This is a genomic window from Streptomyces sp. NPDC004266, from assembly GCF_042874095.1.
Taxonomy (GTDB): domain Bacteria; phylum Actinomycetota; class Actinomycetes; order Streptomycetales; family Streptomycetaceae; genus Streptomyces.
In genome coordinates this window covers 104,442-130,412 of record NZ_JBIAMM010000018.1, presented here as the reverse complement: position 1 = coordinate 130,412, position 25,971 = coordinate 104,442, and the positions used below count along the sequence as shown (strand labels likewise).

Sequence of the window (25,971 nt, the reverse complement as noted above, 5' to 3'; positions counted from 1 at the left end):
GTCCCTCCGTTCCCGATGTCGTGCCCGAAGTCGTTCTCGCAGGTCAGGATCACAGTGCCGTATTCATACGAAGCCCCAGTCTCACAGACGCTTTTCGACCGCGCTTCCCTCGTGACGCCCGGCGGCGTGAACTCACCGGTGCGTGCCTTCCGGGCCGTGGGCGGAACGCCCCGGTTCATGGTGTCCGGTACCGGTCCGTACCTCACCGACGCGGACGGCCGTGAGTACGTCGACCTCGTCTGCTCGTGGGGACCGATGATCCTCGGCCACGCGCACCCCGAGGTCACCGCCGCCGTGCAGGCCGCCGTGGCGCGCGGCACCTCCTTCGGGACGCCCGGCGAGGGCGAGGTCGCGCTCGGCGAGGAGATCGTCGCGCGGATCGAGCCGGTCGAGCAGGTGCGGCTCGTCTCCTCCGGCACGGAGGCCACGATGTCCGCGATCCGCCTGGCCCGCGGTTTCACCGGGCGCGCCAAGGTCGTCAAGTTCGCGGGCTGCTATCACGGTCACGTGGACGCGCTGCTCGCCGCCGCCGGTTCCGGTCTGGCCACCTTCGCCCTGCCGGACACGCCCGGCGTGACCGGCGCGCAGGCCGGTGACACGATCGTGCTGCCGTACAACGACCTGGAGGCCGTGCGGGAGGCGTTCGCCGCGCACCCGGGCGAGATCGCCTGTGTGATCACGGAGGCCTCGCCCGGCAACATGGGCGTCGTGCCGCCGCTGCCGGGCTTCAACCAGGGCCTCGCGGACCTGTGCCGGGAGAACGGCGCGCTGTACATCTCCGACGAGGTCATGACCGGTTTCCGCACCTCGCGGGCCGGCTGGTACGGCGTCGACGGCGTGAAGCCCGACCTGATGACCTTCGGCAAGGTCATGGGCGGCGGCTTCCCGGCGGCCGCGTTCGGTGGCCGCGCGGACGTCATGGGGCACCTGGCGCCGGCCGGTCCGGTCTACCAGGCGGGCACCCTCTCCGGTAACCCGGTCGCGACCGCCGCGGGGCTCGCGCAGCTGCGGCTGCTCGACGAGGCCGCGTACGACAAGGTGAACGCGGTCTCGGAGGAGATCCAGGGCCTGGTCACGGGCGCGCTGGCGAAGGAGGGCGTGGCGCACCGGCTGCAGACCGCGTCCAACATGTTCTCGGTGTTCTTCACCGCCGACGAGGTGCGGAACTACGACGACGCGAAGAAGCAGGAGGCGTTCCGCTTCAACGCCTTCTTCCACTCGATGCTGGCCGACGGCGTGTACCTGCCGCCGTCCGCGTTCGAGTCCTGGTTCGTGTCGACCGCGCACGACGAGCGGGCGATCGAGCGGATCGCCGCCGCCCTCCCGGCCGCGGCCCGCGCCGCCGCGGAGGCCACGGCATGAGCGAGAACACCCGTGACCAGGACATCACCGTCGTCCACCTGATGCGCCACGGCGAGGTCCACAACCCCGACGGCGTGCTGTACGGCCGCCGGGCCGGCTACCACCTGTCCGAGCTGGGCCGGCAGATGGCGGACCGGGTGGCCGAGTCGCTGGCCGGCCGGGACGTCACGTACGTCGTCGCCTCCCCGCTGGAGCGGGCGCAGGAGACGGCGACGCCGATCGCCAAGACGCACGGTCTGGATCTGGCCACCGACGAGCGGCTGATCGAGGCGGCGAACGTCTTCGAGGGCAAGACCTTCGGCGTCGGCGACGGGGCGCTGCGCAAGCCGGGGAACTGGAAGCACCTCACCAACCCGTTCCAGCCGTCCTGGGGCGAGCCGTACGTCGAGCAGGTCGTGCGCATGATGGGCGCGCTGGACGCGGCGAAGGACGCGGCCCGGGGGCACGAGGCGGTCTGCGTCAGCCACCAGCTGCCGATCTGGATCGTCCGCAGCTTCGTGGAGAAGCGGCGGCTCTGGCACGACCCGCGCCGTCGTCAGTGCACGCTGGCCTCGCTGACCTCGTTCACGTACCGGGGCGACAAGATCGTCTCCGTCGGGTACAGCGAGCCGGCCAGGGACCTCGTCCCGGCGCACCTCCTCGCGGGCGCGAAGCCGGTCAAGGGGAAGTCGAAGGCCTTCGGGGCGTAGCCCCGGAGCTGCCCCGCGGCCCTCGCCGGAGGGCGGCCCTCGGCCCCGCGGGCGGCGGCCCTCGGTCCCGCCGGCGGCGGCGCGCGGTCCCGCGGGCGGCGCCGTGCGGCCCCCACCGGACGGGCGCCGTCCGGTCTCCACTGGACAGCGGGGGGCCGAAGGGCCACAGTTCAGGGCGGTCGGATGATGTTCATGTCATCCGTCCGCCCTAAAATTTTTGTGCGATTTTCCGGAACCTCCGTGTTCCTCCCGGCATCTCACTCATTGTCGGTTTGGATGACGTTCAGGTCATACGTCAGCGCGAATGGGGATGTCATGCGCGGGATCAGCGGGATCAGCCGAAGGGGGCTTCTCGGAGCGGGCGTTGGGGCCGCTGCGGCGATGGGCGTCGCCGCGTGCAGCACCGGCCGGCAGGACAAGCCGGGACGTTCCGGACCCGGCAAGGGGGGTGACGTCTCGGCGGACCCGGGCACGCCCACCCCGACCAAGGACGACGCCCGGCTCATCGGCGACGGTTCCACCGCCGACACCGGCAAGCAGCCGCACCAGCCCGACGCCCCCGTCCCGCTCGAACCCGGCCAGACCCCTCCCCAGTTCGTGGTCTTCTCCTGGGACGGCGCCGGCGAGGTCGGCAACGGCCTCTTCCCGCGCTTCCTCGAACTCGCGAAGAACAACGACGCGGCGATGACCTTCTTCCTCTCCGGGATCTACCTCCTCCCCGAGTCGAAGAAGGACCTCTACCGCCCGCCGAACAACCGCGTCGGCGCCTCCGACATCGGCTACCTCACCGACGACCACATCAAGGAGACCCTGAAGCACGTCCGGCAGGCCTGGCTCGACGGCCACGAGATCGGCACCCACTTCAACGGACACTTCTGCGGCGGCTCCGGCTCCGTCGGCAACTGGACCCCGGCCCAGTGGCAGAGCGAGATCGACCAGGCGGTGAAGTTCGTCACCGAGTGGAAGACCAACAGCGGCTGGACCGACCTCGACCCCCTGCCCTTCGACTACTCCAAGGAGCTCGTCGGCGGCCGCACCCCCTGCCTCCTCGGCCAGGACAACCTGCTCCCCACCGCCAAGCGCCTGGGCTGGCGCTACGACGCCAGCTCGCCCGGCGGCCGGCAGACGTGGCCGACGAAGCGCCAGGGGATCTGGGACCTCCCCCTCCAGGCCGTGCCCTTCCCCGGGCACTCCTTCGAGGTCCTCTCCATGGACTACAACATGCTCGCCAACCAGTCGAAGAACACGACCAAGGGCATGCCCTCGCGCTATCCGGGCTGGCGCAAGCAGGCGGCCGAGGCGTACCTTTCCGGCTTCACGCGCGCGTACGAGTCGAATCGCGCGCCTTTCTTCGTCGGCAACCACTTCGAGCAGTGGAACGGCGGCATCTACATGGACGCCGTCGAAGAGGCGCTCAAGGGAATGGCCGGAAAGAAGGACGTGCGGCTCGTCTCCTTCAAGCAGTTCGTGGACTGGCTCGACGTCCAGGACCCGAAGATCCTGGAGAAGCTGCGCTCCCTGGAAGTCGGGCAGAAGCCCGCGGGCGGCTGGAACGCATTCCTCAGGCCCACTCCCGCGACCCCTCCTTCCACCCCGACCGCTTAGGCGATCTTGACAAGGGGCTTTACGGGCACGTAGGGGGGTGCCCAAGATCCCCCAAACGCCCATGCGAAACTTTTCACATGAGCCTTAGCCGTGCCCCCCGACGCACCCGGCGCACCCTGATCGCCGTCGGAGTGCTGTCCGCCGCCCTCGCGCTCTCGGCCTGCGGCGGCGAGAACAACGGCAAGTCCGGCGGCGGTGGCAACACCAACTTCGTGACCAACACGGGTGGCATCTCCACCGTCGCCAAGGGCGAGCGCACGGCGCCGAACGAGATCGCCGGCGAGACCCTCGAAGGCAAGCGGCTCGACGTCGCCGACTTCAAGGGCAAGGTCGTCGTCCTCAACGTCTGGGGCTCCTGGTGCGGACCGTGCCGCGCCGAGGCCCCGCACTTCGTGAAGCTCGCCAAGGACCTCCGGGGCCAGGGGGTCGAGTTCGTCGGGCTCAACACCCGCGACTTCAACAAGCAGCAGGCGCTCACCTTCGAAGAGGACTACGGGGTGACCTACCCCAGCCTCTACGACCCCAACGGCAAGCTGATCCTCTTCGGCTTCCCCAAGGGCACGCTCAACCCGCAGGCGATCCCCTCCACCGTCGTCCTCGACAAGGAGGGCAAGATCGCCGCCCGCTCCCTCATGGCGCTCGACGAGAAGAAGCTCCGGTCGATGATCGAGCCCCTCCTCAAGGAGAAGTGAGCCCGTGAACGAGACGGTCACCAGCGGAGCCCTGCTGCTCGCCCTGCCCCTCGCGGTGCTCGGCGGCCTGGTCTCCTTCTTCTCGCCGTGCGTGCTCCCGCTCGTCCCCGGCTACCTCTCGTACGTGACGGGGGTCACCGGCACCGACCTCGCCGAGAGCCGCCGCGGCCGGATGACCGCCGGCGCCGTCCTCTTCGTCCTCGGCTTCACCGCCGTGTTCGTCTCCGGCGGCGCGCTCTTCGGCTACTTCGGGTCGACGCTCCAGGAGTACCGCGAGACGCTCACCACGGTCCTCGGCGTGCTCATGATCCTCATGGGCGTCTTCTTCCTCGGCCTGATGCCCTGGTTCACCCAGCGGGAGTTCCGCTTCCACAAGAAGCCCGTCGCCGGACTGATCGGCGCCCCGCTCCTCGGGGCGCTCTTCGGCATCGGCTGGACCCCGTGCATCGGCCCGACGCTCGCCTCGGTCAACGCCCTCGCCCTGGAGCAGGCCAGTGCCGGCCGCGGGGCGGTGCTCGCCTTCGCGTACTGCCTCGGCCTCGGCGTCCCGTTCGTGCTCGCCGCCGTCGCCTTCCGCAAGGCGCTCGGCGCGTTCGGCTGGGTGAAGAAGCACTATGTGTGGGTCATGCGGATCGGTGGCGGCATGATGATCGTCACCGGTGTCCTGCTCCTGACGGGCGCGTGGGACAGCATGGTGGCCACGATGCAGGGCTGGTCCAGCGGTTTCACGGTGGGGATCTGAGTTCCATGAGCAAGACCGATACGACGGAGCAGCAGGAGAGCCTCGGCGAGGCCGGGGCCCAGCTGTCGACCGCTCCCCGGGAGGACACCGCCGTCGGCGGCCCCACCCTCGGGGTCGTCGGCTGGATCCGCTGGTTCTGGCGGCAGCTGACCTCCATGCGGGTCGCGCTGATCCTCCTCTTCATGCTCTCCCTGGGCGCCGTCCCGGGCTCCCTCATCCCGCAGACCAGCGCGGACGAGCTGAAGGTGCAGACCTTCAAGGAGGCCCACCGGACGCTCACCCCGCTGTACGAGAAGCTCCAGTTCTTCGACGTCTACAGCTCGGTGTGGTTCTCCGCGATCTACATCCTGCTGTTCGTCTCCCTCATCGGCTGCATCCTGCCGCGCAGCTGGCAGTTCGTCGGCCAGCTCCGCAGCCGCCCGCCGGGCGCCCCCCGGCGCCTCGACAGGCTCCCCGCGTACACCGCCTGGCGCACCGAGGCGGAGCCCGAGCAGGTCCGCGAGGCCGCGCTCGCCGTCCTCGAGGGGCGCCGCTTCCGCGCCCACACGGCAGGGAACGCGGTCGCCGCCGAGAAGGGCTACCTCCGCGAGGCCGGGAACCTGGCCTTCCACGTCGCGCTGATCGTGATGCTCGTCGCCTTCGCCTGGGGCCAGCTCTTCAAGTCCGAGGGCGGCAAGCTGATCGTCGAGGGCGACGGCTTCTCCAACACGCTCACCCAGTACGACGACTTCAAGTCCGGCTCCCAGTTCGGCACCGACGAGCTGGAGCCCTTCAGTTTCAAGCTGGAGTCCTTCACCGGCACGTACGAGAAGAACGGCCCCCAGCGCGGCACCCCGCGCACCTTCGAGGCGGCCGTCACCTACTCGCGGGGCGGCGCCGACGAGAAGGCGGTCATCCGGGTCAACGAGCCGCTGAAGGTCGGCGACTCCAAGGTCTACCTGATCGCCCACGGCTACGCGCCCGTCGTCACCGTCAGGGACGGCCGCGGCAAGACCGTCTTCCACGGCGCCGTGCCGCTGCTGCCGATCGACAACAACATCACGTCGACCGGCGCGATCAAGGTCATGGACGGCTACCGCGACAAGAACGGCAAGAAGGAGCAGCTGGGCTTCCAGGCCTTCTTCGTGCCGACCTTCGCGGGCGCCGGCAAGGGCACGATGTTCTCGCAGTTCCCGGCGCTCGACTTCCCGGTCATGGCGCTCACCGGCTTCCACGGCGACCTGCGCGTGAACTCCGGTCTGCCGCAGAACGTGTACCAGCTCGACAAGTCCAAGATGACCCAGTTCACGGACAAGTCCGGCAACAAGCTCGCGCAGCGCATGCTGCCCGGCGAGACCATGACGCTGCCCGACGGCGCCGGCTCGATCACCTTCGAGAAGGACGTCAAGGAGTGGGCGAGCTTCCAGATCTCGCAGCAGCCCGGCAACGGGCTCGCCCTCGCGGGCGCGATCGCCGCGATCGCCGGCCTGTCCGGTTCGCTCTTCATCCAGCGGCGCCGGGTCTGGGTCCGGGCCGTGCGCGGTGAGGACGGCGTGACCGTCGTCGAGATGGCCGGGCTCGGCCGGAGCCAGTCCGCCAAGCTGCCGGAGGAGCTGGGCGACCTCGCCCTCGCGCTCACGGCGCAGGCCCCGCCGACGGCCTCAGTACCGGAACCCGCGGAAGAACCCGCAGAAGACCCTGCCCCTTCTGGAGAGGCCGACAAGTGATCCTCGCCGCCACGACGACCAACGAGAGCCTGGCGCGGATGAGCGACCTGCTCATCTACTCCTCGATGGCCGTCTACACCCTGGCCTTCTTCGCCCACATCGCCGAGTGGGTGTTCGGAAGCCGCAGCAAGGTCGGCCGCACCGCCGCCGCCCTCACGCAGCAGGCCCCGGGCGCCCCGGCCGCCGCCGTGACCGTGCGGGTCAAGCAGGCCGGAGGCACCGCCGTCCTCGACAAGCCGAAGGTCGTCACGCGCTCCGCGTCCGGCACCCGTGACGTGCCGGACGGTCCCGGTGCGGCCGGCGGCACGGTCAAGGGCGACCTCTACGGCCGCATCGCCGTCTCGCTCACCGTCCTCGCCTTCGCGGTCGAGGCGGCGGGCGTGGTCAGCCGGGCGCTGTCCGTGCAGCGGGCCCCGTGGGGCAACATGTACGAATTCTCCACCACCTTCTCGACGGTGGCGGTCGGCGCGTACCTCGGCTTCCTCCTCGCGAAGAAGAACGTCCGCTGGATCGGCCTTCCCCTGGTCACCACCGTCCTGCTCGACCTGGGCATGGCCGTCACCTGGCTGAAGACCCCCAGCGACCAGCTGGTCCCGGCGCTCGACTCGTACTGGCTGTGGATCCACGTCTCCACCGCGATCTTCTGCGGCGCCGTCTTCTACATCGGTGCGGTCGGGACCCTGCTCTACCTCTTCCGCGACTCGTACGAGAACAAGCTCGCGACCGGCGGCAACCCGGGCTCCTTCGCCCGCTCGGTCCTGGAGCGGCTGCCCTCCGCGGCCTCGCTCGACAAGTTCTCGTACCGGGTCAACGCGGCCGTCTTCCCGCTGTGGACCTTCACGATCATCGCCGGCGCGATCTGGGCCGGTGACGCGTGGGGCCGCTACTGGGGCTGGGACGCCAAGGAGGTCTGGTCCTTCATCACCTGGGTCGGTTACGCGGCGTACCTGCACGCCCGCGCGACGGCCGGCTGGAAGGGGCGGAAGGCCGCGTACATCGCGCTCATCGCCTTCGGCTGCTTCCTCTTCAACTACTACGGCGTCAACATCTTCGTGAGCAGCAAGCACTCCTACGCAGGCGTCTGAGCTGGCACGGGACCTGTCCCGGGGTGACGCTGGAGGTATGAGCGAGATCTCCCGGGGCAGGAGCGAGACCCACGACGGCGACCGGCATCTGCTGCACTTCGTCGTGGACCTCCCGCAGCCGATGCCGGCGGTCTGGGCGGCCGTGGCCTCGCCCGAGGGCCTGCCGGCCTGGCTCTGCGAGGCGGACCCGCTGGAACCGCGGCTCGGCGGGCGGGTCACCCTCCGCTGGCTCAACAGCGACACCGAGGTCTCGGGGCGGGTGACCGCCTGGGACCCCGACTACGTGGCCGAGTACACGGTCGGCCCGACGCACGGCCGGATCCGGTTCCATCTGGAACCGGGCCCCGGGGGCGGCGGGTCGACCGTGCTGCGTTTCACCAACGAGGTGCGGGGGTCCGCCGAGTACCGGCTGGACTGCCTGGCGGGGTGGCACGACCACTTCGAGCGGCTCGCGGCGGCGCTGGACGGCCACCCCACGGACTGGCGGGACTGGTCACCGGAGCGGTGGCGGCACCTGCGGGAGCTGTACGAGCGCGACGCCGCCCCCTGGCCCAAGTGGGTGCCGTAGGGCGGCGCGGCCGCTCACCCCCTCTTCGGAGGCAGGCACGTCTCCGTCGGGGGCCGGCCCTCCGGCCAGGCCGTCTGGACGAAGCGCTGGGTGCCGTCCTGGGCCAGTTCCACGATCGGGACCGCCTTGTTGTACGGGTTGCCGTAGTTGTCCAGGCAGATCCAGCCGCTCGCGCCCTCCACCCGCAGGGAGCCCTTGACCTGGGGCCACTGGGTCCCCACGTCCTCCTTCGCCGGGTAGAGCGCGCCTTCCGGGGTGGCCTGGCGGATCGCGTGGACCGCCGTCGCCATCGCGTCGTACGCGATGATCGTCTGGCCGTCCGCGAGCGCCACCGGCTTCTTCGCGGCGCGGGCGACGTCCGTCAGGAACGTCGAGTACGCCACCACCGAACCGCCCGTCGCCGGAATCCGCCGCCCCGGCCCCGGCTTCCAGGCGTCCGGATGGGCGAGCGAGGCGTACCGCACGGTCAGCTTCGCCTTCAGCGCCTTGCGGTCGAGCTTCTTGTCCGCGCCCAGGTAGGAGCCCTCGTCGCCGGTGAGGACGGTGAAGGCGCGGTCGGTGCAGCCGCGCGAGCCGAGCGCGTTGATGAACTGCCGGAGCTGGGTGTGGCGGCCCGCGAAGAAGACGGTCTCGGCGCGGGTGTCGCAGATCAGATGGGTGATCTGGCGGAAGGTGTTGGCGGTGGTGCCCTCCTCGGTGGCGTCGGCGGGCGAGGTGAAGAGCCCCGGTTCGTGCGGGGCGCCCTTGAGGTTGGCGGCGAAGGCGGCCTTCAGGGTGTCGGTGTAGTGGTCGCCGGTCCGGGTGTCCTGGACGAGGAAGGCCTTGGTGGCGTCCACCCGGCCGAAGTGCGAGAGGGCCTTGGCCTCGTCGGTGTTGGTGGGGGAGACGCGGGCGAGCCCCGGGTAGCGGTTGTGGCCGGCCCCGGGACCGTTGGCGATGTCGTCGGCGGTGATGGTGGTGCCGACGACGGCTATCCCGGCGGCGGTGAGGGCGGCCACCGACTCCCGTACCTCGGTGGAGGAGGTGGCGACGCCGGAGACGGCCCGCAGCCGGTCGGGGTCGCCCGTCATGGAGACGAGCCGGTCGACGGTCTCGCGCCAGTGGGCGTTGCCCTTGCCGGTGTTGGCGAGGACCAGACGGATCTTCGGGGTCTCGCTGTTGGACTCGTGGTTGGCCCGGTACTGGTAGGCGTACGCGCCCTGGACCTCGTGCAGGACCTTCTCCCGCATGCCGCTGTCGGTGGAGGTCAGCGGCAGGAGCACGGCGACGGTCGCGTACTCGCCGGCCTTCAGCGTGGCGTTCTCGCGCCCGATGGCGCCGGCGACCTCGTCGAGGTCCGGCATGCCGAAGGCGTGGCCGTCGCCGTTGACGCCGACGCACTCGTCGCTGCCGGCGGGGCGCGCCACGCCGGGGGCGCAGGAACGGTCCTCCGGGGTGGTCAGCCGTGAGACGCCGTAGCCGCCGAGACCGAGGACGACGGCGGCGGTGACGAGCGAGGCGACGAGCTTCTGGCGGGGGGTGCGGACGCGCCGGCGCAGCCGGAGGGCCAGTCGGTCGGGCATGGCGTCAGACTCCGTTCTCACGGCCCGGCGGCAGCGACGGCTCCCGCCAGGCACGGATGTCGCGCGGCCAGTGGCTCGCCGCGTCCCAGAGTGAACCGCTGCCCGTCAGATGGCGGCCGGAGAGCCGGCGCAGCTCGTGCGCGAGCCGGTCGGCGACCTCGTCGTCGGGCAGGGCGAGCGGATCGGTGAGCAGCCACACGGCGTGCAGCAGCCGCCTCACGGACAGGTGGAGTTCGGTGGTGTCGGGGTCGAGACCGGTGGGGAGGGCGCCGGGCGGCTCCTGGCCGAGGGCGACCGCCCGGCGCGGGTCGGGGCCCGGCCGGTTCCGCTCGCGCGGGTACGGGGCGGCGGCGATGAACCGGAGCCGGCCGAGCCAGCCGAGGACGTCCTGCCCGGGGAAGGTCTCCCGCAGGTGCGTGACGGCCTCCTCGGCGCGGCCGAGGGCGAGCCCGTGGTGGAGGCGGTACGGCCCGGGGCCCGGGCCGTAGTGCCGGTACAGCGTCTCGTGGACGGCGTGCCAGGCGGCGTACCGCGGATGGTCGTCGTCCTCGAAGCGCAGCCGGTACAGGAGCAGGGCGCGCAGCAGCGGATCGGCGACGAAGTGGCCGGGTCCCTCGCCCCAGTCCTCGGCGCGCAGCTGGTCGCGGACCCGCAGCGCCACGTCCCCGTCCAGGGACTCCGCCTGGAGCCGGGCGTGGGCGAGCATCCGGGCGGACTCCTCGTCGTGGGTCGCGGCCAGCACGGCGTACGGCCCCGGCCTGCGCACCGGCAGGAGCTCGGCGAGGAGCGCGGGGGCGACGGGCACCGGCGGGGCGTCCTCGCGCAGCTCCACCGTCAGGTCGAGCAGCCGCCCCGGGGTGAGACCGGCCCGCAGCTCCGCGGGGGCCTCGCCTGCGGCCCGGCCGAGGAGGGTCACGCCGAGGGGGCGGCCGCCGGTCAGCCGGTGGACGGCGCGGGCGAGCTCGGCGGGGGTGCGGCCCGCCGGGTCGTGGCGGTCGAAGGCGGACCGGGTCTGGGCGGGGGAGAGCGGGGTCAGCTCGACGGCGAGGATGCCCGAGCCGACGCTGGTCCCGCGCGGGCAGGGCGCCCGGTGCGCGGTCTCCGGCAGCCTGGTGCGGGTGGCCTGCCGCAGGCCCTCGTGCTCGCGGACCCGGGAGGTGGCGAGGACGACGACCCGGTCGCGGCGGCCCTCGGCGGCGCGGGCGCGCAGGATCGGTTCGACGAGCTGCCGGCCGAGCGGCTCGTGGGCGTTGTCGAGGAGGAGCAGGGGCCTGCCGATGCGGGCGCCGCGCTGGAGCCCGGTGTAGGCGTGGCGCAGGTCCTCGATGAGGGCGCCGACGAGGAAGGCCTCGGCCTCGCCGCGGCGCCGGCCGCCCTGCTCGAAGTCGATCGCGAGCTGCTGGAGGCCGGCCTTGGCGCGCCCGCCGGCGTTGCGGTAGGTGCCGTACCAGCTCTCGGAGGTGCGCTGGAGGCGGCCGAAGACCTCCTCCAGGACGGTCTCCACGGTCGCCTCGGCGAGCAGCCCGGCGAGCGGGGCGGAGGCCTCGGCGAAGGTGGCGGCGAGCTTGGCGAGGACCTTGCCGACCCAGTTGGCGGCGGCGCCCCTGGTCGCGTCGACGGTCGCGAGGAGCGGCCCGAGGCGCTGGAGGTCGCGCCGGGCCCGCTCGTCGTCCTCCTGGGACCAGGCGAGCGAGGCGACCGCGACCAGGCCGAGCGAGAGCCGGGGGAAGCGCACGGGCCGGGCGCCCGGCACCTTCGGCGACAGCTGCACGGCCAGCTCGGCGAGGGCGCCGGTGACCGGGGTCCAGCCGGGGCCGTGGTCGGCGGGCGGTTCGATGCGGGCGCAGTCGAGGAGGGCGAGCGGGGTGTGGCCCTTGTAGCGGTTGCGGACCTCCTTGAGCAGGGCGGTCTTCCCCATGCCGCGCCCGCCGGTGAAGACCGTCACGGGCGGGTCGTCCCCGTGCTCGTACGCGACGCGCGCGGTCCCCTGCCGGGCGAGCCCGACGAGGCGGGCGACGAGCCCGCCCTCGTCCAGGGCCGCCTCGCGGCCGTACAGCTCTCTGTCCACGCCCCCGCCACCCCCGTCACAGTCAACTCAAGGATATCGACGGCGTGTTGGGAAAGCGGTCGGCTTTTCGACTCTGTTGTGGAGGTGTTTGCGGTCCGTGTCGGTCCGTTTCCACGGGGGTCAGTCCGTCGCGATGGCGTCGAGCTGGGCCCGCAGGTAGCCGTGCGATTCGATGCCGTGGATGGTGGTGCCGGGCGTGCACTCGTAGAAGTACACCAGCGACATCAGCTCCTCGGCGGGCGCGTCGGCCGGCGGCGGCAGCACCCGGTGGCGCCCCGACCTCCACCGGCCCCCGGTCCAACCGGCCATCAGATCCCCGATGTTGACGGTGAACGCGTCCGGATCGTACGGGGCGTCCTGCCAGCCGCCGGCGTCGGTGAACACCTGGAGCCCGCCCTTGCCCGCCTCCCGGTCCAGGACGGTGACCGTGCCGAAGTCCGTGTGCGGGCCGATGCGGAACTGCCCCGGCTCCGGCTCGCCGGTCCGCTCCCGCCCCGGATACCAGTTGACGTTGAAGCCGAACGTCGGGTGCCCGGTGTGCCGGGTGAAGAAGTCCCGCTCCTCGCCGAGCGCCACGCCGAGCAGGTCGAGGACCCGGTCCGACAGCTCCTTCATCCGCGCCAGGTACGTCTCCACCAGCGGCTTCAGCTCGGGCACTTCGCCCGGCCAGGTGTTCGGCAGGAACCACTCGGCGTCCACCGCCGGGTCCCCGGTCGGCTCCTCCGCCGCGAAGGAGAGCGACTCCTTCAGATCGGGCGGGGTCGCCGTGCCCTCCGCGTACCCGTTGGCCTCCGCGCCCGGACCGAGCCACCCGCGCCCGCCGACCCGCACCGCGTACGGCTCCTTGACGGCCTGCGGGAGGTGGAAGAAGGCGCGGGCCGTCTCGCGGATGGCGGCCCGCAGACCGGGGTCCACCCCGTGCCCGGTGACCAGCAGGAACCCGGCCTCGCGCAGGGCGCGGTCGACGGCGGGCAGCTGCGGTGCGGGGTCGCGCCGCAGGTCGACGGTGGGAAGACTCGCCTCACTCATCCCCGATGTCCTCGCTCCACAGGGCGGGGCGGGCGGCGATGAATTCCCGCATCAGACCGGCGCATTCGGCGTCATCGAGCACGACGACCTCGACGCCGTGCTCCGCGAGCCAGTCGTGCCCGCCGCGGAAGGTCTCCGCCTCCCCGACGACCACCCGCGAGATCCCGAACTGCCGCACGAGCCCGGAGCAGTACCAGCACGGCGAGAGCGTCGTCACCATCGTCGTCCCCCGGTACGAGCGCTGCCGCCCGGCGGCCCGGAAGGCGTCGGTCTCGGCATGCGCCGAGGGGTCCCCGTCCTGCACGCGCCGATTGTGTCCCCGCCCGAGCAGCGCCCCGTCGGCGCCGTACAGGGCGGCCCCGATGGGGATCCCGCCCTCGGCGAGCCCGGCGCGCGCTTCGTCCAGGGCGGTGGCCAGCCACCCGCGTGCCTGTTCCTGATCCATGGGAGGAGGCTTCCCCGACGGGGCGCCGGTGTCACGCGCCGGAAGGCTGGTCCTCCGTCGGGGGCTCCGGCGTCGCGTTCCGGAGCGCTACGTCACGGGCAGTCGGTAGCGCATCCGGTAACGGTGCGCCGCCTTCGTCATCAGCGTCACCTCGATCGGGCGCCGGTCGTCGGAGTAGACCACCCGGAAGGCGACCAGGACGGGCATGTCCTTCGGAAGCTCCAGCGCCACGACCTCCTCCTCCGTCGGGATCTCGGACGACAGCTCGTCCACGAACTCACGCGGGGGAAACCCCATCGAGTCGAGCAGTGCCGGGGTGCCGCCTCGAATGCGCTTCTTCTCCAGCACGGCCGTACCCTCGACCAGGCTCAGCGGGTAGTACGACCGGGTGAGCTCCGTCGGCTCCTCGTCCAGGAACAGGATCTGCTTGCGCAGCACGGCCTGCACGCCGTCCTCCAGGCACAGGGCCTCGGCCACTTCCTTCGGCGGGACGACGACCTCGACGTCGAGGAGCTGGGACCTGCCGACCTGCTGCCGCTTCGCGGCCTCGGTCATCCACGGGTGGGCCTCACCCGGTCCGGCCGGCGTCATGTAGGCGATCGGTTCGACGGACTGCTGGGCGTGCTGTCGCACGTATACGCCCTTGCCCGGCAGCCCTTCGAGGAGTCCCTCGGCCTTCAGCATCTGGAGGGCCTTCTGGACGGTCGTGTTCGCCACGCCGCCGTGCTGCTCCATCAGCTCGGCCGTCGATCCCAGCTTGGTCCCCGGAGGAAGGTCTCCGCGGGTGATCTGCCGCCGGAGCTCCGCCGCGATCTTCTGGTGCGGCGATCTCGGGTCCTTGAACTCCTTCGCCATCACACGCCCTGCTTCCCGAGCCGGTACGTGAGGTGCCTGCCGGTCGGCATGGTCATCAGGGATGCCTCCATCGGTGTTCCGTCGGCGGTCCGCGTCAGGCGGAGCAGGTGGAGGACGGCACTGCCTTCGGGCAGCCCCAGGTGCTTCCGTTCCTCCGCGGTCGCGAGGGCGGCACTCACGTCTTCGACGACCTCGGCGCCGGAGTACCCGAGTTCCTTGAGCAGGGTGACGGCGCCACCGGGCACCTTGCGCGGTTCCGCCAGGGGCGTGCCTCCGGCGATGGCCACGGGGTAGTAGGAGTCGGCCAGTTCCACGGGCCGGTCGTCGAGCAGGATCAGCCTGCGCCTGACGACCACGCGCTCGGCGGACGGCAACCCCAGTGCGGTGCGGACGATGTCGGGAGCGTCCACTTCGCCTGCGTGGAGAAGTCGTTGGCCGCCACGGCGGCCATGGCGAGCGGCCTCGTCGGTCCACGCGTCGCTCTGGCCGGGCTCGCGCGGGGCCAGGTACGGCGCGGTCTCGCTGATCCACGCATCGCCCGACATGTTCCTACCTCCAGCTCGCTGTTGTCAGCGACCCTACTTCGTTGCTCCTTCCGGACCGGGTCTCACCTTAAGTGCTCGCCGCTTATGGTTGTTTGCGCTTAAGGTGAGGACTCATGGAAGCCATGGACGCTGACGAATCGCAGCGCGGTGTTCCCGTACCGCCCTCGGGCCTGAGCCCGGCTCTCCACGCTCGGGCCGAAGCCGGACGGCAGAGGTTTCTCGACCGGTGGTTCGACGGCTCCTACGAGGAGCCCGAACAGTGAACCCGGTGGCCATGACACCCCTTCACAAGGGAGCTGACGACATGCGGAACCCTTTCCTGCGGGCCTTGAGCCGGGCACGGATCCCGGTCCTCCTCCGGCCGCCGATGCCGGCTCTGCCGCCCGCCCGGGCCGCACGATGAGCCGCTGCGGGGCGCGGCGCTCCGTGTTCGCCGTCCCGGAGGTCGTACGGCCGGTGTGGGGAGGCTCGGTCTGCGTGCTGGCCATCGGCCACGACGGCCCGCACCGCGACCGCGCGGGCGACGGCTGGTGGGTGACGCCGGAGATCGCGGACGCGGTGACCGTGTCCCTGCTGACCCGCACGCTCACGGCCGAGCCCGAGCCGGAGTTCCGCTCGCCGCGCTGTGTCGTCGGCCGCCACGACCGCTGCCGGGACCACATCCCCCGCGACAGCGGCGTACCGGGGGTGCGTCATCTGGTGTGCGGGTGCCCCTGTCATGGGGTGCCCGCCGCCCTGCTCGCGGGGAAGCCCTGACGCCCGACGGACGCCGCGACGTCCTGCTGCGGCGCCACCCCCGGGCCCCACGTGATCACGTCCGGCCGCATCGGGCTGCCGCCGATCGGCTGAGGCCCGGGGCCGCACCGGCCGGGTCGGGGAGGGCGGGGGGGCGGGAGGGCCTAGCTTGCGGAGTGCTCTGTCGTTCCACCGAGAGGTTTCCGCCATGCGTTCCCTGCTGACCGCCCTCGCCGTCGGGGCCGTCGTCCTCGGCACCGCCGGCGTCGCGAGTGCCGACGTGAACGTCGAGATCGAGCCGGAGGGTTCGCACACCGTCGTCTTCGGCGACTGGCTCCAGTTCGCGCACGACGACGTGTTCAACGCCGGCCACGACAACACCGTCGGCTCCGACAACTGACGTCTCGCGTCGGGTCTCCCGCCCGGGGAGACGGCTTCCCCGGGCGGCCGGACCTCACACGACGGCGCCGGCCTCCTCCTCGTACGGGAACAGGGCGAGCGGGGCCTCGCCCTGGAAGAAGGTCTTGGCGCGGATCATCGCCTGTTCGTCGGCGCGGATCCGGCCCGGCCGGGAGGCGGTGCCCGTCAGGACCCCGCCGAAGCGCATCCCCAGGTAGGCCGCCGAGTGGTTCAGGCCGGTGACCAGGCCGTCCGCGACTTCGTGCTCGTCGTGCGCCATGGCCGTCACCCCCCACAGCGTGCCGCCCGCCATGCGCTCCTTGAAGTCCGAGCCGGGCACGTTCAGCCAGCCCGACCAGTAGTCCAGGTAGCGCTTGGCCTGCGCGGAGAGGCTGTACCAGTACAGGGGCGAGACGATCACGACGTCCGTGGCGTCGACCGTCGCCCGCCGCAGCAGCTCCTCGGTCTCCTCGGCCCGCCGGCCGGCGTCCTCGTGCCGTCCGTCCTGGAAGTCGGGCAGGACCAGCTCGTTCAGGTCCACCCAGCGCTGCGGGACGTCGGCGGGCAGGTGCGCGGCGGCGGCGCGGGCCAGGATCTCGGAGTTGCCGTCGGCGCGGGAGCTGCCGAGGACGAAGAGGAACGCGCGGTCCGGGCCGTGCGCGGCGTCGAGGGTCATGTCTGTCTGCTCCGGTCTCGTGGGGTAGTCGTTGCCAACCCCGCCCCTCCCGGCGGTATTCCGGACGGCGACCGGTCCCATCGGCTCCGCCGATCGCCCCCATCGGGAGGACCGTCCACTGGCCCGTGGACCGCCTCCGGCTCCGTTCGTAGCGTCGTTCTCATGAGGAACGAGACCAGGGGAACCCTTGAACTGACCCTCGCCATGGTGCTCTCCGGCACCCTCGGCGTCTTCGTCGTCGAGTCCGGCGCCTCGCCCTTCGAGGTGGTGTTCTTCCGGTGCCTCTCCGGGATCCGCTCCCGCGGCCTCGCGAGTCGTCCTAGACGTGCCTGTCGGCACGGTCGGGCGGTTGGTTTGCGCACCATGGATTGGTTCACGCGTTCGATCTACCGCTCGATCCGCTTATCGTGCACAGAACTCGCGTCCGAGCCCCATGGCGGTGAGTAGCGTTCACTCGATGAAGCTGGTGGTGCGGGTCCAGCTGCTGCCGACGCCTGCACGACGCTGAAGGCAAATCTGAAGGCCGGAAACTTCGGCAAGCGTGGCTCGAAGCAGTATCGCAAGGCCACCAGTAAGCCGGTCGCGTTCCGGCCGGATGCGGCGCAGCCGTTCGATGACTGCTGCTTGTCGTGGCGGCTGTACGAAGTCTGCCAAGCAGCGGGCGAAGCGGCGTGCGGGCAAGGAAGCACGCCGGGCCCGGGACATCAATCACAGGATCAGTAAGTGCATCGTGGCTGAGGCTCAACGCACCGGTCACGGGATCGCCCTGGAGGCCCTCACGGGCATCCGCGACCGGGTACGCCTACGCAAGCCCCAACGCGCCATGCTGCACACCTGGTCCTTGCCGCAAACCCGGGACTACGGCCCTGGGTGGTCGACCTGGGTTTTCCCCACGACCTAGCCGAGGACGTCGGCCACCCTCTCGAAGGTGGCCAGGAGCCGCAGCTCCATCAGCCCTCGGTCCCCGTGTCCTCGCCGGACGTGCCCTGCTCGCGCCTCTTCAGCTCCTCCTCGCGGCGGCGCAGGTCCGCCTCCCAGTCCTTGAGGAGGGACTCGTCCTTCTTGTTCTCCTCGCGGAGGGACTTGAGGAACTCGGGGTTGTCGTCCGGGGCGACCCACTCGTGACGGTGATTGCGGTGCCACTCGGAGGGCGTACGGCCGCCGGCGGGGGCGTGCCGCATCTTGCCGACGGCGAGCCAGCCCACGGACCCGACGAACGGGAAGAGGAGGATCACGATCACCCAGACCACCTTCGGCAGGTGCCTGACCTCGTCCTCGGGGGTGTTCAGGCAGTCGATGAAGGCGTAGATCAGAAGCGCCAGCGGCAGGATGAACATCAACGCCCTGAGCATGTGGTGCGGCCCCCTGGAAGCGGTGGCGGGGGCGCGTCTCGGCGGCCCCGGTGACGAGCCAAGCCTAGCCCGTGACCGATACTTGCCCCTATGGCTTACGACGATCTCCGCTCGCTGCTCAGGGCCCTGGAGCGCGAAGGCGACCTCAAGCGCATCAAGGCCGAAGTCGATCCGTACCTGGAGGTCGGGGAGATCGTCGACCGGGTGAACAAGGCGGGAGGGCCGGCGCTCCTCTTCGAGAACGTCAAGGGCTCCGCCATGCCGCTCGCGATGAACGTCTTCGGGACGGACCGCCGGCTGCTCAAGGCGCTCGGCCTGAAGTCGTACGGCGAGATCAGCGAGAAGATCGGCGGTCTCCTCAAGCCGGAGCTGCCGCACGGCTTCGTCGGGGTGCGCGAGGCCTTCGGGAAGCTGGGCTCGATGGTCCACGTGCCGCCGAAGAAGGTGAAGAGCGGGGACGCCCCCGTGCAGGAGGTCGTGCTCACCGGGGACGACGTCGACCTGGACAAGCTGCCGGCGCTGTTCACCTGGCCGAAGGACGGCGGCTCCTTCTTCAACCTGGGACTCACCCACACCAAGCACCCCGAGACCGGCGTGCGGAACCTGGGGCTCTACCGGCTCCAGCGGCACGACAAGCGCACCATCGGCATGCACTGGCAGATCCACAAGGACAGCCGCAACCACTACGCGGTGGCCGCCGCGAAGGGCGAGCGGCTGCCGGTCGCCATCGCCTTCGGCTGCCCGCCGGCCGTCACGTACGCCTCGACGGCGCCGCTGCCCGGCGACATCGACGAGTACCTCTTCGCCGGCTTCGTGCAGGGCAAGCGGATCGAGATGGTCGACTGCAAGACCGTCCCGCTGCAGGTCCCGGCGCAGGCCGAGGTCGTGATCGAGGGCTGGCTGGAGCCGGGCGAGATGCTGCCGGAGGGCCCCTTCGGCGACCACACCGGCTTCTACACCCCGCAGGAGCCGTTCCCCGCGCTGAAGATCGACTGCGTCACGATGCGCAAGCGCCCGCTGCTCCAGTCGATCGTCGTCGGCCGGCCGCCGACCGAGGACGGGCCGCTCGGCCGGGCCACGGAGCGGTTCTTCCTGCCGCTCCTCAAGATCATCGTGCCGGACATCGTCGACTACCACCTGCCGGAGTCGGGCGGCTTCCACAACTGCGCGATCGTCTCGATCGACAAGAAGTACCCGAAGCACGCGCAGAAGGTCATGCACGCCATCTGGGGCGCGCACATGATGTCGCTGACCAAGCTGATCATCGTGGTCGACAAGGACTGTGACGTCCACGACCTGCACGAGGTGTCCTGGCGGGCCCTCGGCAACACCGACTACTCCCGCGACCTGACCGTGGTCGAGGGTCCCGTCGACCACCTGGACCACGCCTCCTACCAGCAGTTCTGGGGCGGCAAGGCCGGCATCGACGCGACGAAGAAGCTGCCCGAGGAGGGCTACACCCGGGACGGCGGCTGGCCGGACATGGTGGAGTCGGACCCGGCGACGGCGGCCCTGGTGGACCGCCGCTGGAAGGAGTACGGGCTGTGACCACGGCGGCCGTGCCCGGCGCCCGGCCGGGGCGCACGAAGGCGTTCCTGCGGCTCGTGATGATCGAGCACTCGGTCTTCGCGCTGCCCTTCGCGTACATCGCCTCGCTCACCGCGATGTACCGGCTGGACCGGAACATCCACTGGTGGACGCTCTTCCTCGTCACCGTCTGCATGGTGGGCCTGCGGACCTTCGCCATGGCCTGCAACCGGATCATCGACCGCGAGATCGACGCGCGCAATCCGCGGACGGCCGGGCGGGAGCTGGTGACCGGCGCGGTGTCCGTGCGCTCGGCGTGGACCGGCGCGGGGGTCGCCGTCGTCGTCTTCCTCGGCGCCGCCGCCCTGCTGAACCCGCTCTGTCTGGCGCTCGCGCCGCTGGCCGTCATCCCGATGGTCGTCTATCCGTACGGCAAGCGGTTCACGAACTTCCCGCACGCCATCCTGGGCCTCGCCCAGTCCATCGGCCCGATCGGCGCGTGGCTCGCGGTGACCGGCGAGTGGTCCTGGGAAGCGGTCGTCCTGGGCCTCGCGGTGGGCGTCTGGATCGGCGGCTTCGACCTGATCTTCGCCTGCCAGGACGTGCAGGCGGACCGGGCGCACGGCGTGATGTCGGTGCCGGCCCGCTTCGGCATCCCGGCGGCGCTGTGGGGCGCCCGCGCCTCGGCGGTCGTGACGACGGGTCTCCTCGTCTGGTACGCCCTGGTGACGGACGCGGGCCTCTTCTTCTGGATCGGCCTGGTGATCGTGCTCGTCGCCTTCGGCTACGAGCACACGATCGTGAAGCCGCACGACCTGTCCCGGCTGAACAGGGCCTTCTTCACGACGAACGGCTTCATCGGCATCAGCCTGTTCGTGTGCGCCCTTCTCGACCTGCTGGTCCGCGGGCTCACCCCGTAGGCCCCGGCGCGACGACGGATAGGCTCGACGGCATGAACGACGGCAAGCGCACCCCTTGGATCGTGGGGGTCTCCGGGGCGTCGGGCACGCCGTACGCCGCCGCCGTGCTGAGGGGGCTGCTCGAGGCGGGGGAGAGCGTCGACCTCGTCGTGTCGCGGGCCTCGCGGCTGACGCTGCTCGACGAGACGGGGATCGCCTTCCGGGACGCGCACTGGCGCGAGGACCTGGCGGCGTGGCTGGCGCGGGGCGCCGACGGGAAGCCGGACACCTTCGACGTGTCGGGCGGGCTGGACGACGTGCGGTACTGGGCGGCCGGGGACCTGGCCGCGGGGCCGTCCTCCGGTTCGTATCCGGCGAAGGGGATGCTGGTGGTGCCGGCCTCGACCGCCTCGGTGGCGGGAGTGGCGCTCGGGCTCTCGAAGGACCTGCTGCAGCGGGTCGCGAGCGTGACGCTGAAGGAGCGGCGCCCGCTGGTGGTCGCGGTGCGGGAGACCCCGCTGAACGGACAGACGCTCAAGCACATGGTGGCGCTGGACGAGGCGGGCGCCGTGGTGCTGCCCGCCTCTCCGGCGTTCTACGCGGGGGCGACGCACATCCAGGACCTGGTGGACTTCGTCGCCGGGCGGGTGCTCGACGCGGCAGGGGTGCCGCACCGGCTGTACCGCCGTTGGGAGGGAGAGCTCGGTGGAGCTTCCCGTACGGATTAGCGCTTCTTGGCGGCCTTCTTGCCGGCGCGCTTCGAGGCGGCGGACGTCTGGTGGGCACGCGAGCGGCTGGCCAGCTCCTGCAGCTCACGCATGCGGGCGTAGGCCATCTCGATCGTGTACACGGTGATCACCACTCCTGAAAGATCGTCTTTGATCCACTGAAAGATTCACAGGGTGTCGCCCCTGTGTGCCTTAGATTCTATACCTATACTCGCGGTATCGCTGGACAATGGAAGGTTCCTCTTTATGGACGCCGTGGACAGGCAGCTCATCCAGGCCCTGCGCGAGAACGGCCGCGCCTCCTACGCCGAGCTCGGCCGGCTCGTCGGGCTCTCCGGCCCCTCCGTCACCGACCGCATCAACCGGCTGGAGGCCGCCGGGGTCATCACCGGCTACCGCGCCACCGTGAACGCCGCCTCCCTCGGCCTCGGCGTCACCGCCCTCATCGGCATCTCCCTCTCCGACGCCGCCGACCACGAGGACGTGGCCCGCCGGCTGAAGGACCTCGCCGAGATCGAGGACTGCTGGTTCATCGCCGGCGACGACTCCTTCATGCTCAAGGTGCGCGCGAACGACGTCGACGGCCTGGAGAAGACGATCCGCCGGCTCTCCGGCACCAAGGGCGTCTCCCGCACCCGTACGACGATCGTGCTCTCCACCAAGTGGGAGAACCGGGTCGGGGAGCTGCCCGAGGAGGGCTGAGAGTACGGTGGTCAAGCCTGAATTCGGAGATAAAGGGAGGCGGCCGTACATGGACGCGGGACTCAAGCGCGAACTTGAGCAGAAGGTCCGGGACGGTGAGCGGCTGAGCCGTGAGGACGGCATCGCCCTGTACGAGTCCGACGACCTCGCCTGGCTCGGCGGTCTGGCCCACGAGGTCCGGACCCGCAAGAACGGTGACGTGGTCCACTTCAATGTCAACCGGCATCTGAACATGACCAACGTCTGCACCGCCTCCTGCGCCTACTGCTCCTTCCAGCGCAAGCCGGGCGAGAAGGACGCGTACACCATGCGCATCGAGGAGGCCGTGCGCCTCGCGAAGGCGATGGAGAACGAGAACCTCACCGAGCTCCACATCGTCAACGGGCTCCACCCCAACCTGCCCTGGCGCTACTACCCGCGCTCCCTCTCCGAGCTCAAGAAGGCCCTGCCGAACGTCTCCCTCAAGGCGTTCACCGCGACCGAGATCCACCACTTCGAGACGATCTCCGGGCTCTCCGCCTCCGAGATCCTCGACGAGCTGATCGAGGCCGGCCTGGAGTCCCTGACCGGCGGCGGCGCCGAGATCTTCGACTGGGAGGTCCGGCAGCACATCGTGGACCACCGCACCCACTGGGAGGACTGGTCCCGGATCCACCGGCTCGCGCACGAGAAGGGTCTGAAGACCCCGTGCACCATGCTCTACGGGCACATCGAGGAGCCGCGCCACCGCGTGGACCACGTGCTCCGGCTCCGCGAGCTCCAGGACGAGACCGGCGGCTTCCAGGTCTTCATCCCGCTGCGCTACCAGCACGACTTCGTGGACATGCAGGACGGCAAGGTCCGCAACAAGCTCCAGGCGCGCACCACGATGGCGACCGGCGCCGAGGCCCTGAAGACCTTCGCGGTCTCCCGGCTGCTCTTCGACAACGTGCCGCACGTCAAGGTCTTCTGGGTCATGCACGGCGTCCAGACGGCGCAGCTGGCGCTCCAGCACGGCGCCGACGACATGGACGGCTCGGTCGTCGAGTACAAGATCACGCACGACGCCGACAACTACGGCACGCCGAACAAGCTGGGCCGCGAGGACCTGCTCGAACTGATCCGTGACGCGGGCTTCCGGCCGGTCGAGCGGAACACCCGGTACGAGATCATCCGCGAGTACCCGGGTCCGGACCCGGACCGGCGCGAGTCGCCGCAGCCGATGCGGGTCTGACCCCGTCCGGGCGCGGGAAGGGCCGGTGGGACACCCCCACCGGCCCTTTTCCGTGTCCGCCCCGGCCGCTCACCCCAGCGGCAGCAGCATGATGATGTCGTCGCGGTCGTCGCCGGGGGCGACCCGGATCGCGTCGGGGACGCGGCCGACCTCCTTGTACCCGGACTTGGCGTAGAAGCCGTCGACGCCGGTGCCGCCCCGGCAGGTCAGGCGTATCGCCTCGACCGCCTCGAACCCCTCGGCGGTGCGGGCGGTGCGCTCGACCGCCGCCATGAGGTCGCGGCCGTACCCCCGGCCCTGGTGCCGGGGGTGGACCATCACGGTGTAGAGCCACACCCAGTGCCGCATCAGCGGATGGGTGTTGAAGGTGAAGAAGGCGGTGGCGGCGACCCGGCCGTCCTCGTCGCGGCCGACGAGGAGGCGGGTGTCGCCCTCGGCCATGGCGACCAGGTGCCTGAGCAGGGCGGGGCGGATCTCCTCGGGGGTCACGGGGGGCACGAAGCCGACGGCGCCGCCCGCGTTGGAGACGTCGGCCCAGAGGGAGAGCACGCCGTCGCGCAGGGCGGGGTCGACGGCCGGGTCCACCTCGAACGTAAGGGTCATGAGTGGATTTTATCCATTACTTCTGCGGTGCTCAAGAGGCCCGGTCCCGGGGCGGGCGCCGTCGCGTGCTTCACTGGGAGGCGCTCGTCCCGCTGGGAAACTTCGGGATCTTTCGGAACGGAAGACTGGACTGACATGCTCCGCTACACGCTGATGCGGCTCGGGATCTTCGCCGGGTGCTTCCTCGCCCTGTGGGGTCTCGTCTACGTCGGCGTGCTGCCGCGCGGCCTGGGCGACTCGAACCTGCTCTGGGTCCTCGTCCTCTCCATCGTCGTCTCCGCCCCCCTCAGCTTCGTGCTCCTGCGCAAGGTGCGGGACGAGGCGAGCGCGGAGGTGGTGGCGAAGGTCGAGCGCGCCAAGGGCCGGCTGGACGCGAACCGGTCCCAGGAGGACGCGCTGTAGCCGCGGGCCGGCGCATAAGGGACGCGTAAGCTTCCTCACAGACGTCACACCCCGGGCAGAGCCTTCCAAGGCTGGTGCCTGGGGTTTTCTGCGTTTCGGAGGGTCAGGGCGCCTCCATGGCTCAAAGAAGAGCTTTGAGGTCCTCAAAGTTCAAGTGTTAACGTGTTCGACATGAAGTCTGCAGCGCGCCCCTCACACGCCCCGAGCACCCCGCTCGTGGCGCGCCTGCACGTCGATCTCTGCCGCTGTATGTCCGCGGTCTGTTGCCGCGCGCTCTGATCCGGCATCATGCAGCGGCCCGCGCCCAGCGCGTGCGTGCCGCACCCCCGTCCCCGTATTTCCCGATACGCACCTGTGGAGTGTGCCTGTGTCCGCGTCCGTGACGCCCCAGACGAAGTCCCGGATACCCAAGGTCCCCTTCTGGGTCCAGATCATCGCCGGTCTGGCCCTCGGAGCCCTCCTCGGCTGGATCGCCCGCAGCCAGGACGTCTCCTGGCTGAAGGAGACCCTCGGCCAGATCGGCGACATCTTCGTCCAGCTGCTCAAGCTGGCCGTCGCGCCGCTCGTCTTCTTCGCGATCCTGGTGTCGATCACCAACCTGCGGAAGGTGAACAACGCCGCCCGCCTCGCCAGCCGCACGCTGCTCTGGTTCATGATCACCTCGCTCATCGCGGTCGGCATCGGCCTCGCGATCGGCCTGATCACCGACCCCGGCGCCGGTACCGGCCTCACGCCGAAGGACGGCAAGCTCCCCAAGCACGAGGGCTCCTGGCTCGACTTCCTCACCGGCATCATCCCGACGGACGTCATCACGCCCTTCACCGAGCTGAACGTCCTCCAGATCGTCTTCATGGCCGCCGTCGCCGGCATCGCCGCCCTCAAGCTCGGCGACCGCGCCAAGCCGATCCTCACCCTCTCCGAGTCGGTCCTGGAGCTCCTCCAGAAGGCCCTGTGGTGGGTCATCCGCCTCGCCCCGCTCGGCACCGTCGGCCTCATCGGCTTCGCCATCGCCGACTACGGCTGGGACCTGATCGGCAAGTACGCGACCTTCACCGCCGACATCTACATCGGCTGCGCCCTGGTCCTCTTCGGCGTCTACCCGCTGCTGCTCGCCACGGTCGCCAAGGTCAACCCGCTCCAGTTCTACAAGGGCGCCTGGCCCGCCATCCAGCTGGCCTTCGTCTCCCGCTCCTCCGTCGGCACCATGCCGGTCACCCAGAAGGTCACCGAGCGCCTCGGCGTCCCGAAGGAGTACGCCTCCTTCGCCGTCCCGTTCGGCGCCACGACCAAGATGGACGGCTGCGCCGCGATCTACCCGGCGCTCGCCGCGATCTTCATCGCGCAGATCTTCGACGTCCAGCTGGGCGTCGGCGACTACCTGCTGATCGCCTTCGTCTCGGTCATCGGCTCGGCGGCCACCGCCGGCCTCACCGGCGCCACGGTCATGCTCACCCTGACCCTCTCCACCCTGGGCCTCCCCCTGGAGGGCGTCGGCCTCCTCATGGCGATCGACCCGATCCTGGACATGATGAGGACGGCCACGAACGTGGCGGGCCAGGCCCTGATCCCGGTGATCGTCTCGGCCCGCGAGAAGATCCTCGACCTCACCGCCTACGAGCACGCCTCGTCGTCCCCGATCGACGACCCGGCCGAGGCCGCCGACAGCGACCGGAAGGTCCCGGTCACGGCCGCCGCCTGACCTCCCCGAGCGCCTACGTGCCCCCTGCCCGGACCGGGCAGGGGGCACGTACGCTTCTGCGGGGCATCCAGTGGATCTTGGAA

General features: G+C 70.8%; 27 protein-coding genes and 1 pseudogene. 18 read left to right on the top strand and 10 right to left on the bottom strand.

All coding sequences use genetic code 11. The features are described from left to right. Positions 1 to 15: 15 nt before the first annotated feature. The 8 genes from hemL (at position 16) to ACFYUZ_RS33655 (ending at position 8,449) form a co-directional block, all read left to right on the top strand. Complete coding sequence (hemL, locus tag ACFYUZ_RS33690) at positions 16 to 1,362, top strand: glutamate-1-semialdehyde 2,1-aminomutase (RefSeq protein WP_389315706.1); 1,347 nt, start codon at positions 16 to 18, stop codon at positions 1,360 to 1,362. Beyond that, positions 1,359 to 2,051 carry a histidine phosphatase family protein gene (locus tag ACFYUZ_RS33685; protein ID WP_389315705.1) on the top strand — a complete coding sequence of 231 codons (693 nt, stop codon included), beginning with the start codon at positions 1,359 to 1,361 and terminating at the stop codon, positions 2,049 to 2,051. Before hemL ends, ACFYUZ_RS33685 begins: the two co-directional genes overlap by 4 nt. Positions 2,052 to 2,375: 324 nt before the next feature. Beyond that, on the top strand, positions 2,376 to 3,656 hold the full coding sequence (locus ACFYUZ_RS33680) for a hypothetical protein (RefSeq protein WP_389315778.1): 1,281 nt from the start codon (positions 2,376 to 2,378) through the stop codon (positions 3,654 to 3,656). 77 nt (positions 3,657 to 3,733) lie between these two features. Beyond that, positions 3,734 to 4,348: a TlpA family protein disulfide reductase gene (locus ACFYUZ_RS33675; protein WP_389315703.1), complete on the top strand. Its 615-nt coding sequence runs from the start codon at positions 3,734 to 3,736 to the stop codon at positions 4,346 to 4,348. Between the two features lie 4 nt (positions 4,349 to 4,352). Further along, on the top strand, positions 4,353 to 5,090 hold the full coding sequence (locus tag ACFYUZ_RS33670) for a cytochrome c biogenesis CcdA family protein (RefSeq protein ID WP_389315701.1): 738 nt from the start codon (positions 4,353 to 4,355) through the stop codon (positions 5,088 to 5,090). Between the two features lie 5 nt (positions 5,091 to 5,095). Beyond that, positions 5,096 to 6,796: a cytochrome c biogenesis protein ResB gene (locus ACFYUZ_RS33665; RefSeq protein WP_389315699.1), complete on the top strand. Its 1,701-nt coding sequence runs from the start codon at positions 5,096 to 5,098 to the stop codon at positions 6,794 to 6,796. Positions 6,797 to 6,834: 38 nt separating this feature from the next. Beyond that, entirely contained in the window at positions 6,835 to 7,881 is a 1,047-nt protein-coding gene (gene ccsB / locus ACFYUZ_RS33660; protein WP_389315776.1) for a c-type cytochrome biogenesis protein CcsB, read from the top strand. 37 nt (positions 7,882 to 7,918) lie between these two features. Beyond that, positions 7,919 to 8,449, top strand: a complete 531-nt coding sequence (locus ACFYUZ_RS33655; protein ID WP_389315697.1) for an SRPBCC domain-containing protein — start codon at positions 7,919 to 7,921, stop codon at positions 8,447 to 8,449. 14 nt (positions 8,450 to 8,463) lie between these two features. On the opposite strand, the gene ACFYUZ_RS33650 is transcribed toward ACFYUZ_RS33655, so the two are convergent. The 6 genes from ACFYUZ_RS33650 to ACFYUZ_RS33625 form a co-directional block, all read right to left on the bottom strand. Further along, the gene (locus ACFYUZ_RS33650) at positions 8,464 to 10,011 is read right to left on the bottom strand and encodes an ABC transporter substrate-binding protein (protein WP_389315695.1); all 1,548 of its coding nucleotides are present in this window, start codon (positions 10,009 to 10,011) and stop codon (positions 8,464 to 8,466) included. A 4-nt stretch (positions 10,012 to 10,015) separates the two neighbouring features. Then, positions 10,016 to 12,079, bottom strand: coding sequence for a hypothetical protein (locus tag ACFYUZ_RS33645; protein WP_389315693.1), 2,064 nt, complete (start codon positions 12,077 to 12,079; stop codon positions 10,016 to 10,018). Between the two features lie 120 nt (positions 12,080 to 12,199). Next, positions 12,200 to 13,108, bottom strand: a complete 909-nt coding sequence (locus ACFYUZ_RS33640) for an isopenicillin N synthase family dioxygenase (RefSeq protein ID WP_389315692.1) — start codon at positions 13,106 to 13,108, stop codon at positions 12,200 to 12,202. Beyond that, on the bottom strand, positions 13,101 to 13,553 hold the full coding sequence (locus ACFYUZ_RS33635; protein WP_389315690.1) for a nucleoside deaminase: 453 nt from the start codon (positions 13,551 to 13,553) through the stop codon (positions 13,101 to 13,103). Before ACFYUZ_RS33635 ends, ACFYUZ_RS33640 begins: the two co-directional genes overlap by 8 nt. Before the next feature lie 87 nt (positions 13,554 to 13,640). Next, positions 13,641 to 14,408 (bottom strand): GntR family transcriptional regulator, encoded by a 768-nt coding sequence (locus ACFYUZ_RS33630; protein ID WP_389315688.1) that lies wholly within the window; start codon positions 14,406 to 14,408, stop codon positions 13,641 to 13,643. Beyond that, positions 14,408 to 14,953: a GntR family transcriptional regulator gene (locus tag ACFYUZ_RS33625; RefSeq protein ID WP_389315686.1), complete on the bottom strand. Its 546-nt coding sequence runs from the start codon at positions 14,951 to 14,953 to the stop codon at positions 14,408 to 14,410. Before ACFYUZ_RS33625 ends, ACFYUZ_RS33630 begins: the two co-directional genes overlap by 1 nt. Before the next feature lie 426 nt (positions 14,954 to 15,379). Between ACFYUZ_RS33625 and ACFYUZ_RS33620 the strand changes: the two genes are divergently transcribed. Together ACFYUZ_RS33620 and ACFYUZ_RS33615 are read left to right on the top strand one after the other, a co-directional pair. Then, complete coding sequence (locus ACFYUZ_RS33620; RefSeq protein ID WP_389315684.1) at positions 15,380 to 15,709, top strand: hypothetical protein; 330 nt, start codon at positions 15,380 to 15,382, stop codon at positions 15,707 to 15,709. Between the two features lie 187 nt (positions 15,710 to 15,896). Next, the gene (locus ACFYUZ_RS33615) at positions 15,897 to 16,088 is read left to right on the top strand and encodes a hypothetical protein (RefSeq protein WP_389315682.1); all 192 of its coding nucleotides are present in this window, start codon (positions 15,897 to 15,899) and stop codon (positions 16,086 to 16,088) included. A 54-nt stretch (positions 16,089 to 16,142) separates the two neighbouring features. Here the strand turns inward: ACFYUZ_RS33615 and ACFYUZ_RS33610 are convergent, their stop codons facing one another. Beyond that, positions 16,143 to 16,763 carry a flavodoxin family protein gene (locus ACFYUZ_RS33610; protein WP_389315680.1) on the bottom strand — a complete coding sequence of 207 codons (621 nt, stop codon included), beginning with the start codon at positions 16,761 to 16,763 and terminating at the stop codon, positions 16,143 to 16,145. A 162-nt stretch (positions 16,764 to 16,925) separates the two neighbouring features. Between ACFYUZ_RS33610 and ACFYUZ_RS33605 the strand changes: the two are divergent. Beyond that, a pseudogene (locus ACFYUZ_RS33605) lies at positions 16,926 to 17,072 on the top strand (EamA family transporter); the annotation flags it as partial. Between the two features lie 641 nt (positions 17,073 to 17,713). Here ACFYUZ_RS33605 and ACFYUZ_RS33600 read toward each other — a convergent pair. Then, on the bottom strand, positions 17,714 to 18,115 hold the full coding sequence (locus ACFYUZ_RS33600) for a PLD nuclease N-terminal domain-containing protein (protein WP_389315678.1): 402 nt from the start codon (positions 18,113 to 18,115) through the stop codon (positions 17,714 to 17,716). Positions 18,116 to 18,205: 90 nt separating this feature from the next. Here ACFYUZ_RS33600 and ACFYUZ_RS33595 point away from each other — a divergent pair, with 90 nt between their 5' ends. Genes ACFYUZ_RS33595 through ACFYUZ_RS33585 form a run of 3 tightly spaced genes read left to right on the top strand, consistent with a single transcriptional unit; the run spans position 18,206 to position 21,269 of the window. Then, positions 18,206 to 19,663, top strand: a complete 1,458-nt coding sequence (locus tag ACFYUZ_RS33595; protein WP_389315677.1) for a menaquinone biosynthesis decarboxylase — start codon at positions 18,206 to 18,208, stop codon at positions 19,661 to 19,663. After that, entirely contained in the window at positions 19,660 to 20,562 is a 903-nt protein-coding gene (gene mqnP, locus ACFYUZ_RS33590) for a menaquinone biosynthesis prenyltransferase MqnP (RefSeq protein ID WP_389315675.1), read from the top strand. The genes ACFYUZ_RS33595 and mqnP overlap by 4 nt, the downstream gene beginning before the upstream one ends. A gap of 32 nt (positions 20,563 to 20,594) precedes the next feature. After that, a complete protein-coding gene (locus ACFYUZ_RS33585) occupies positions 20,595 to 21,269 on the top strand; it encodes a UbiX family flavin prenyltransferase (RefSeq protein ID WP_389315673.1) in 675 nt (224 codons plus the stop codon). On the opposite strand, the gene ACFYUZ_RS33580 is transcribed toward ACFYUZ_RS33585, so the two are convergent. Beyond that, positions 21,266 to 21,403 (bottom strand): hypothetical protein, encoded by a 138-nt coding sequence (locus ACFYUZ_RS33580; RefSeq protein WP_389315671.1) that lies wholly within the window; start codon positions 21,401 to 21,403, stop codon positions 21,266 to 21,268. The two genes, ACFYUZ_RS33585 and ACFYUZ_RS33580, sit on opposite strands and share 4 nt — an antisense overlap. 112 nt (positions 21,404 to 21,515) lie before the next feature. Between ACFYUZ_RS33580 and ACFYUZ_RS33575 the strand changes: the two genes are divergently transcribed. Next, complete coding sequence (locus tag ACFYUZ_RS33575; protein WP_030691729.1) at positions 21,516 to 21,971, top strand: Lrp/AsnC family transcriptional regulator; 456 nt, start codon at positions 21,516 to 21,518, stop codon at positions 21,969 to 21,971. A 49-nt stretch (positions 21,972 to 22,020) separates the two neighbouring features. Further along, the gene (gene mqnE / locus ACFYUZ_RS33570; RefSeq protein ID WP_389315669.1) at positions 22,021 to 23,184 is read left to right on the top strand and encodes an aminofutalosine synthase MqnE; all 1,164 of its coding nucleotides are present in this window, start codon (positions 22,021 to 22,023) and stop codon (positions 23,182 to 23,184) included. A gap of 69 nt (positions 23,185 to 23,253) precedes the next feature. Here mqnE and ACFYUZ_RS33565 read toward each other — a convergent pair whose 3' ends face one another. Further along, entirely contained in the window at positions 23,254 to 23,787 is a 534-nt protein-coding gene (locus tag ACFYUZ_RS33565; RefSeq protein WP_389315667.1) for a GNAT family N-acetyltransferase, read from the bottom strand. A gap of 135 nt (positions 23,788 to 23,922) precedes the next feature. Between ACFYUZ_RS33565 and ACFYUZ_RS33560 the strand changes: the two genes are divergently transcribed. Both ACFYUZ_RS33560 and ACFYUZ_RS33555 read left to right on the top strand, forming a co-directional pair. Next, on the top strand, positions 23,923 to 24,189 hold the full coding sequence (locus ACFYUZ_RS33560; protein ID WP_389315665.1) for a DUF4229 domain-containing protein: 267 nt from the start codon (positions 23,923 to 23,925) through the stop codon (positions 24,187 to 24,189). 367 nt (positions 24,190 to 24,556) lie between these two features. After that, positions 24,557 to 25,888 (top strand): dicarboxylate/amino acid:cation symporter, encoded by a 1,332-nt coding sequence (locus ACFYUZ_RS33555; protein WP_389315664.1) that lies wholly within the window; start codon positions 24,557 to 24,559, stop codon positions 25,886 to 25,888. Positions 25,889 to 25,971: the final 83 nt, after the last annotated feature.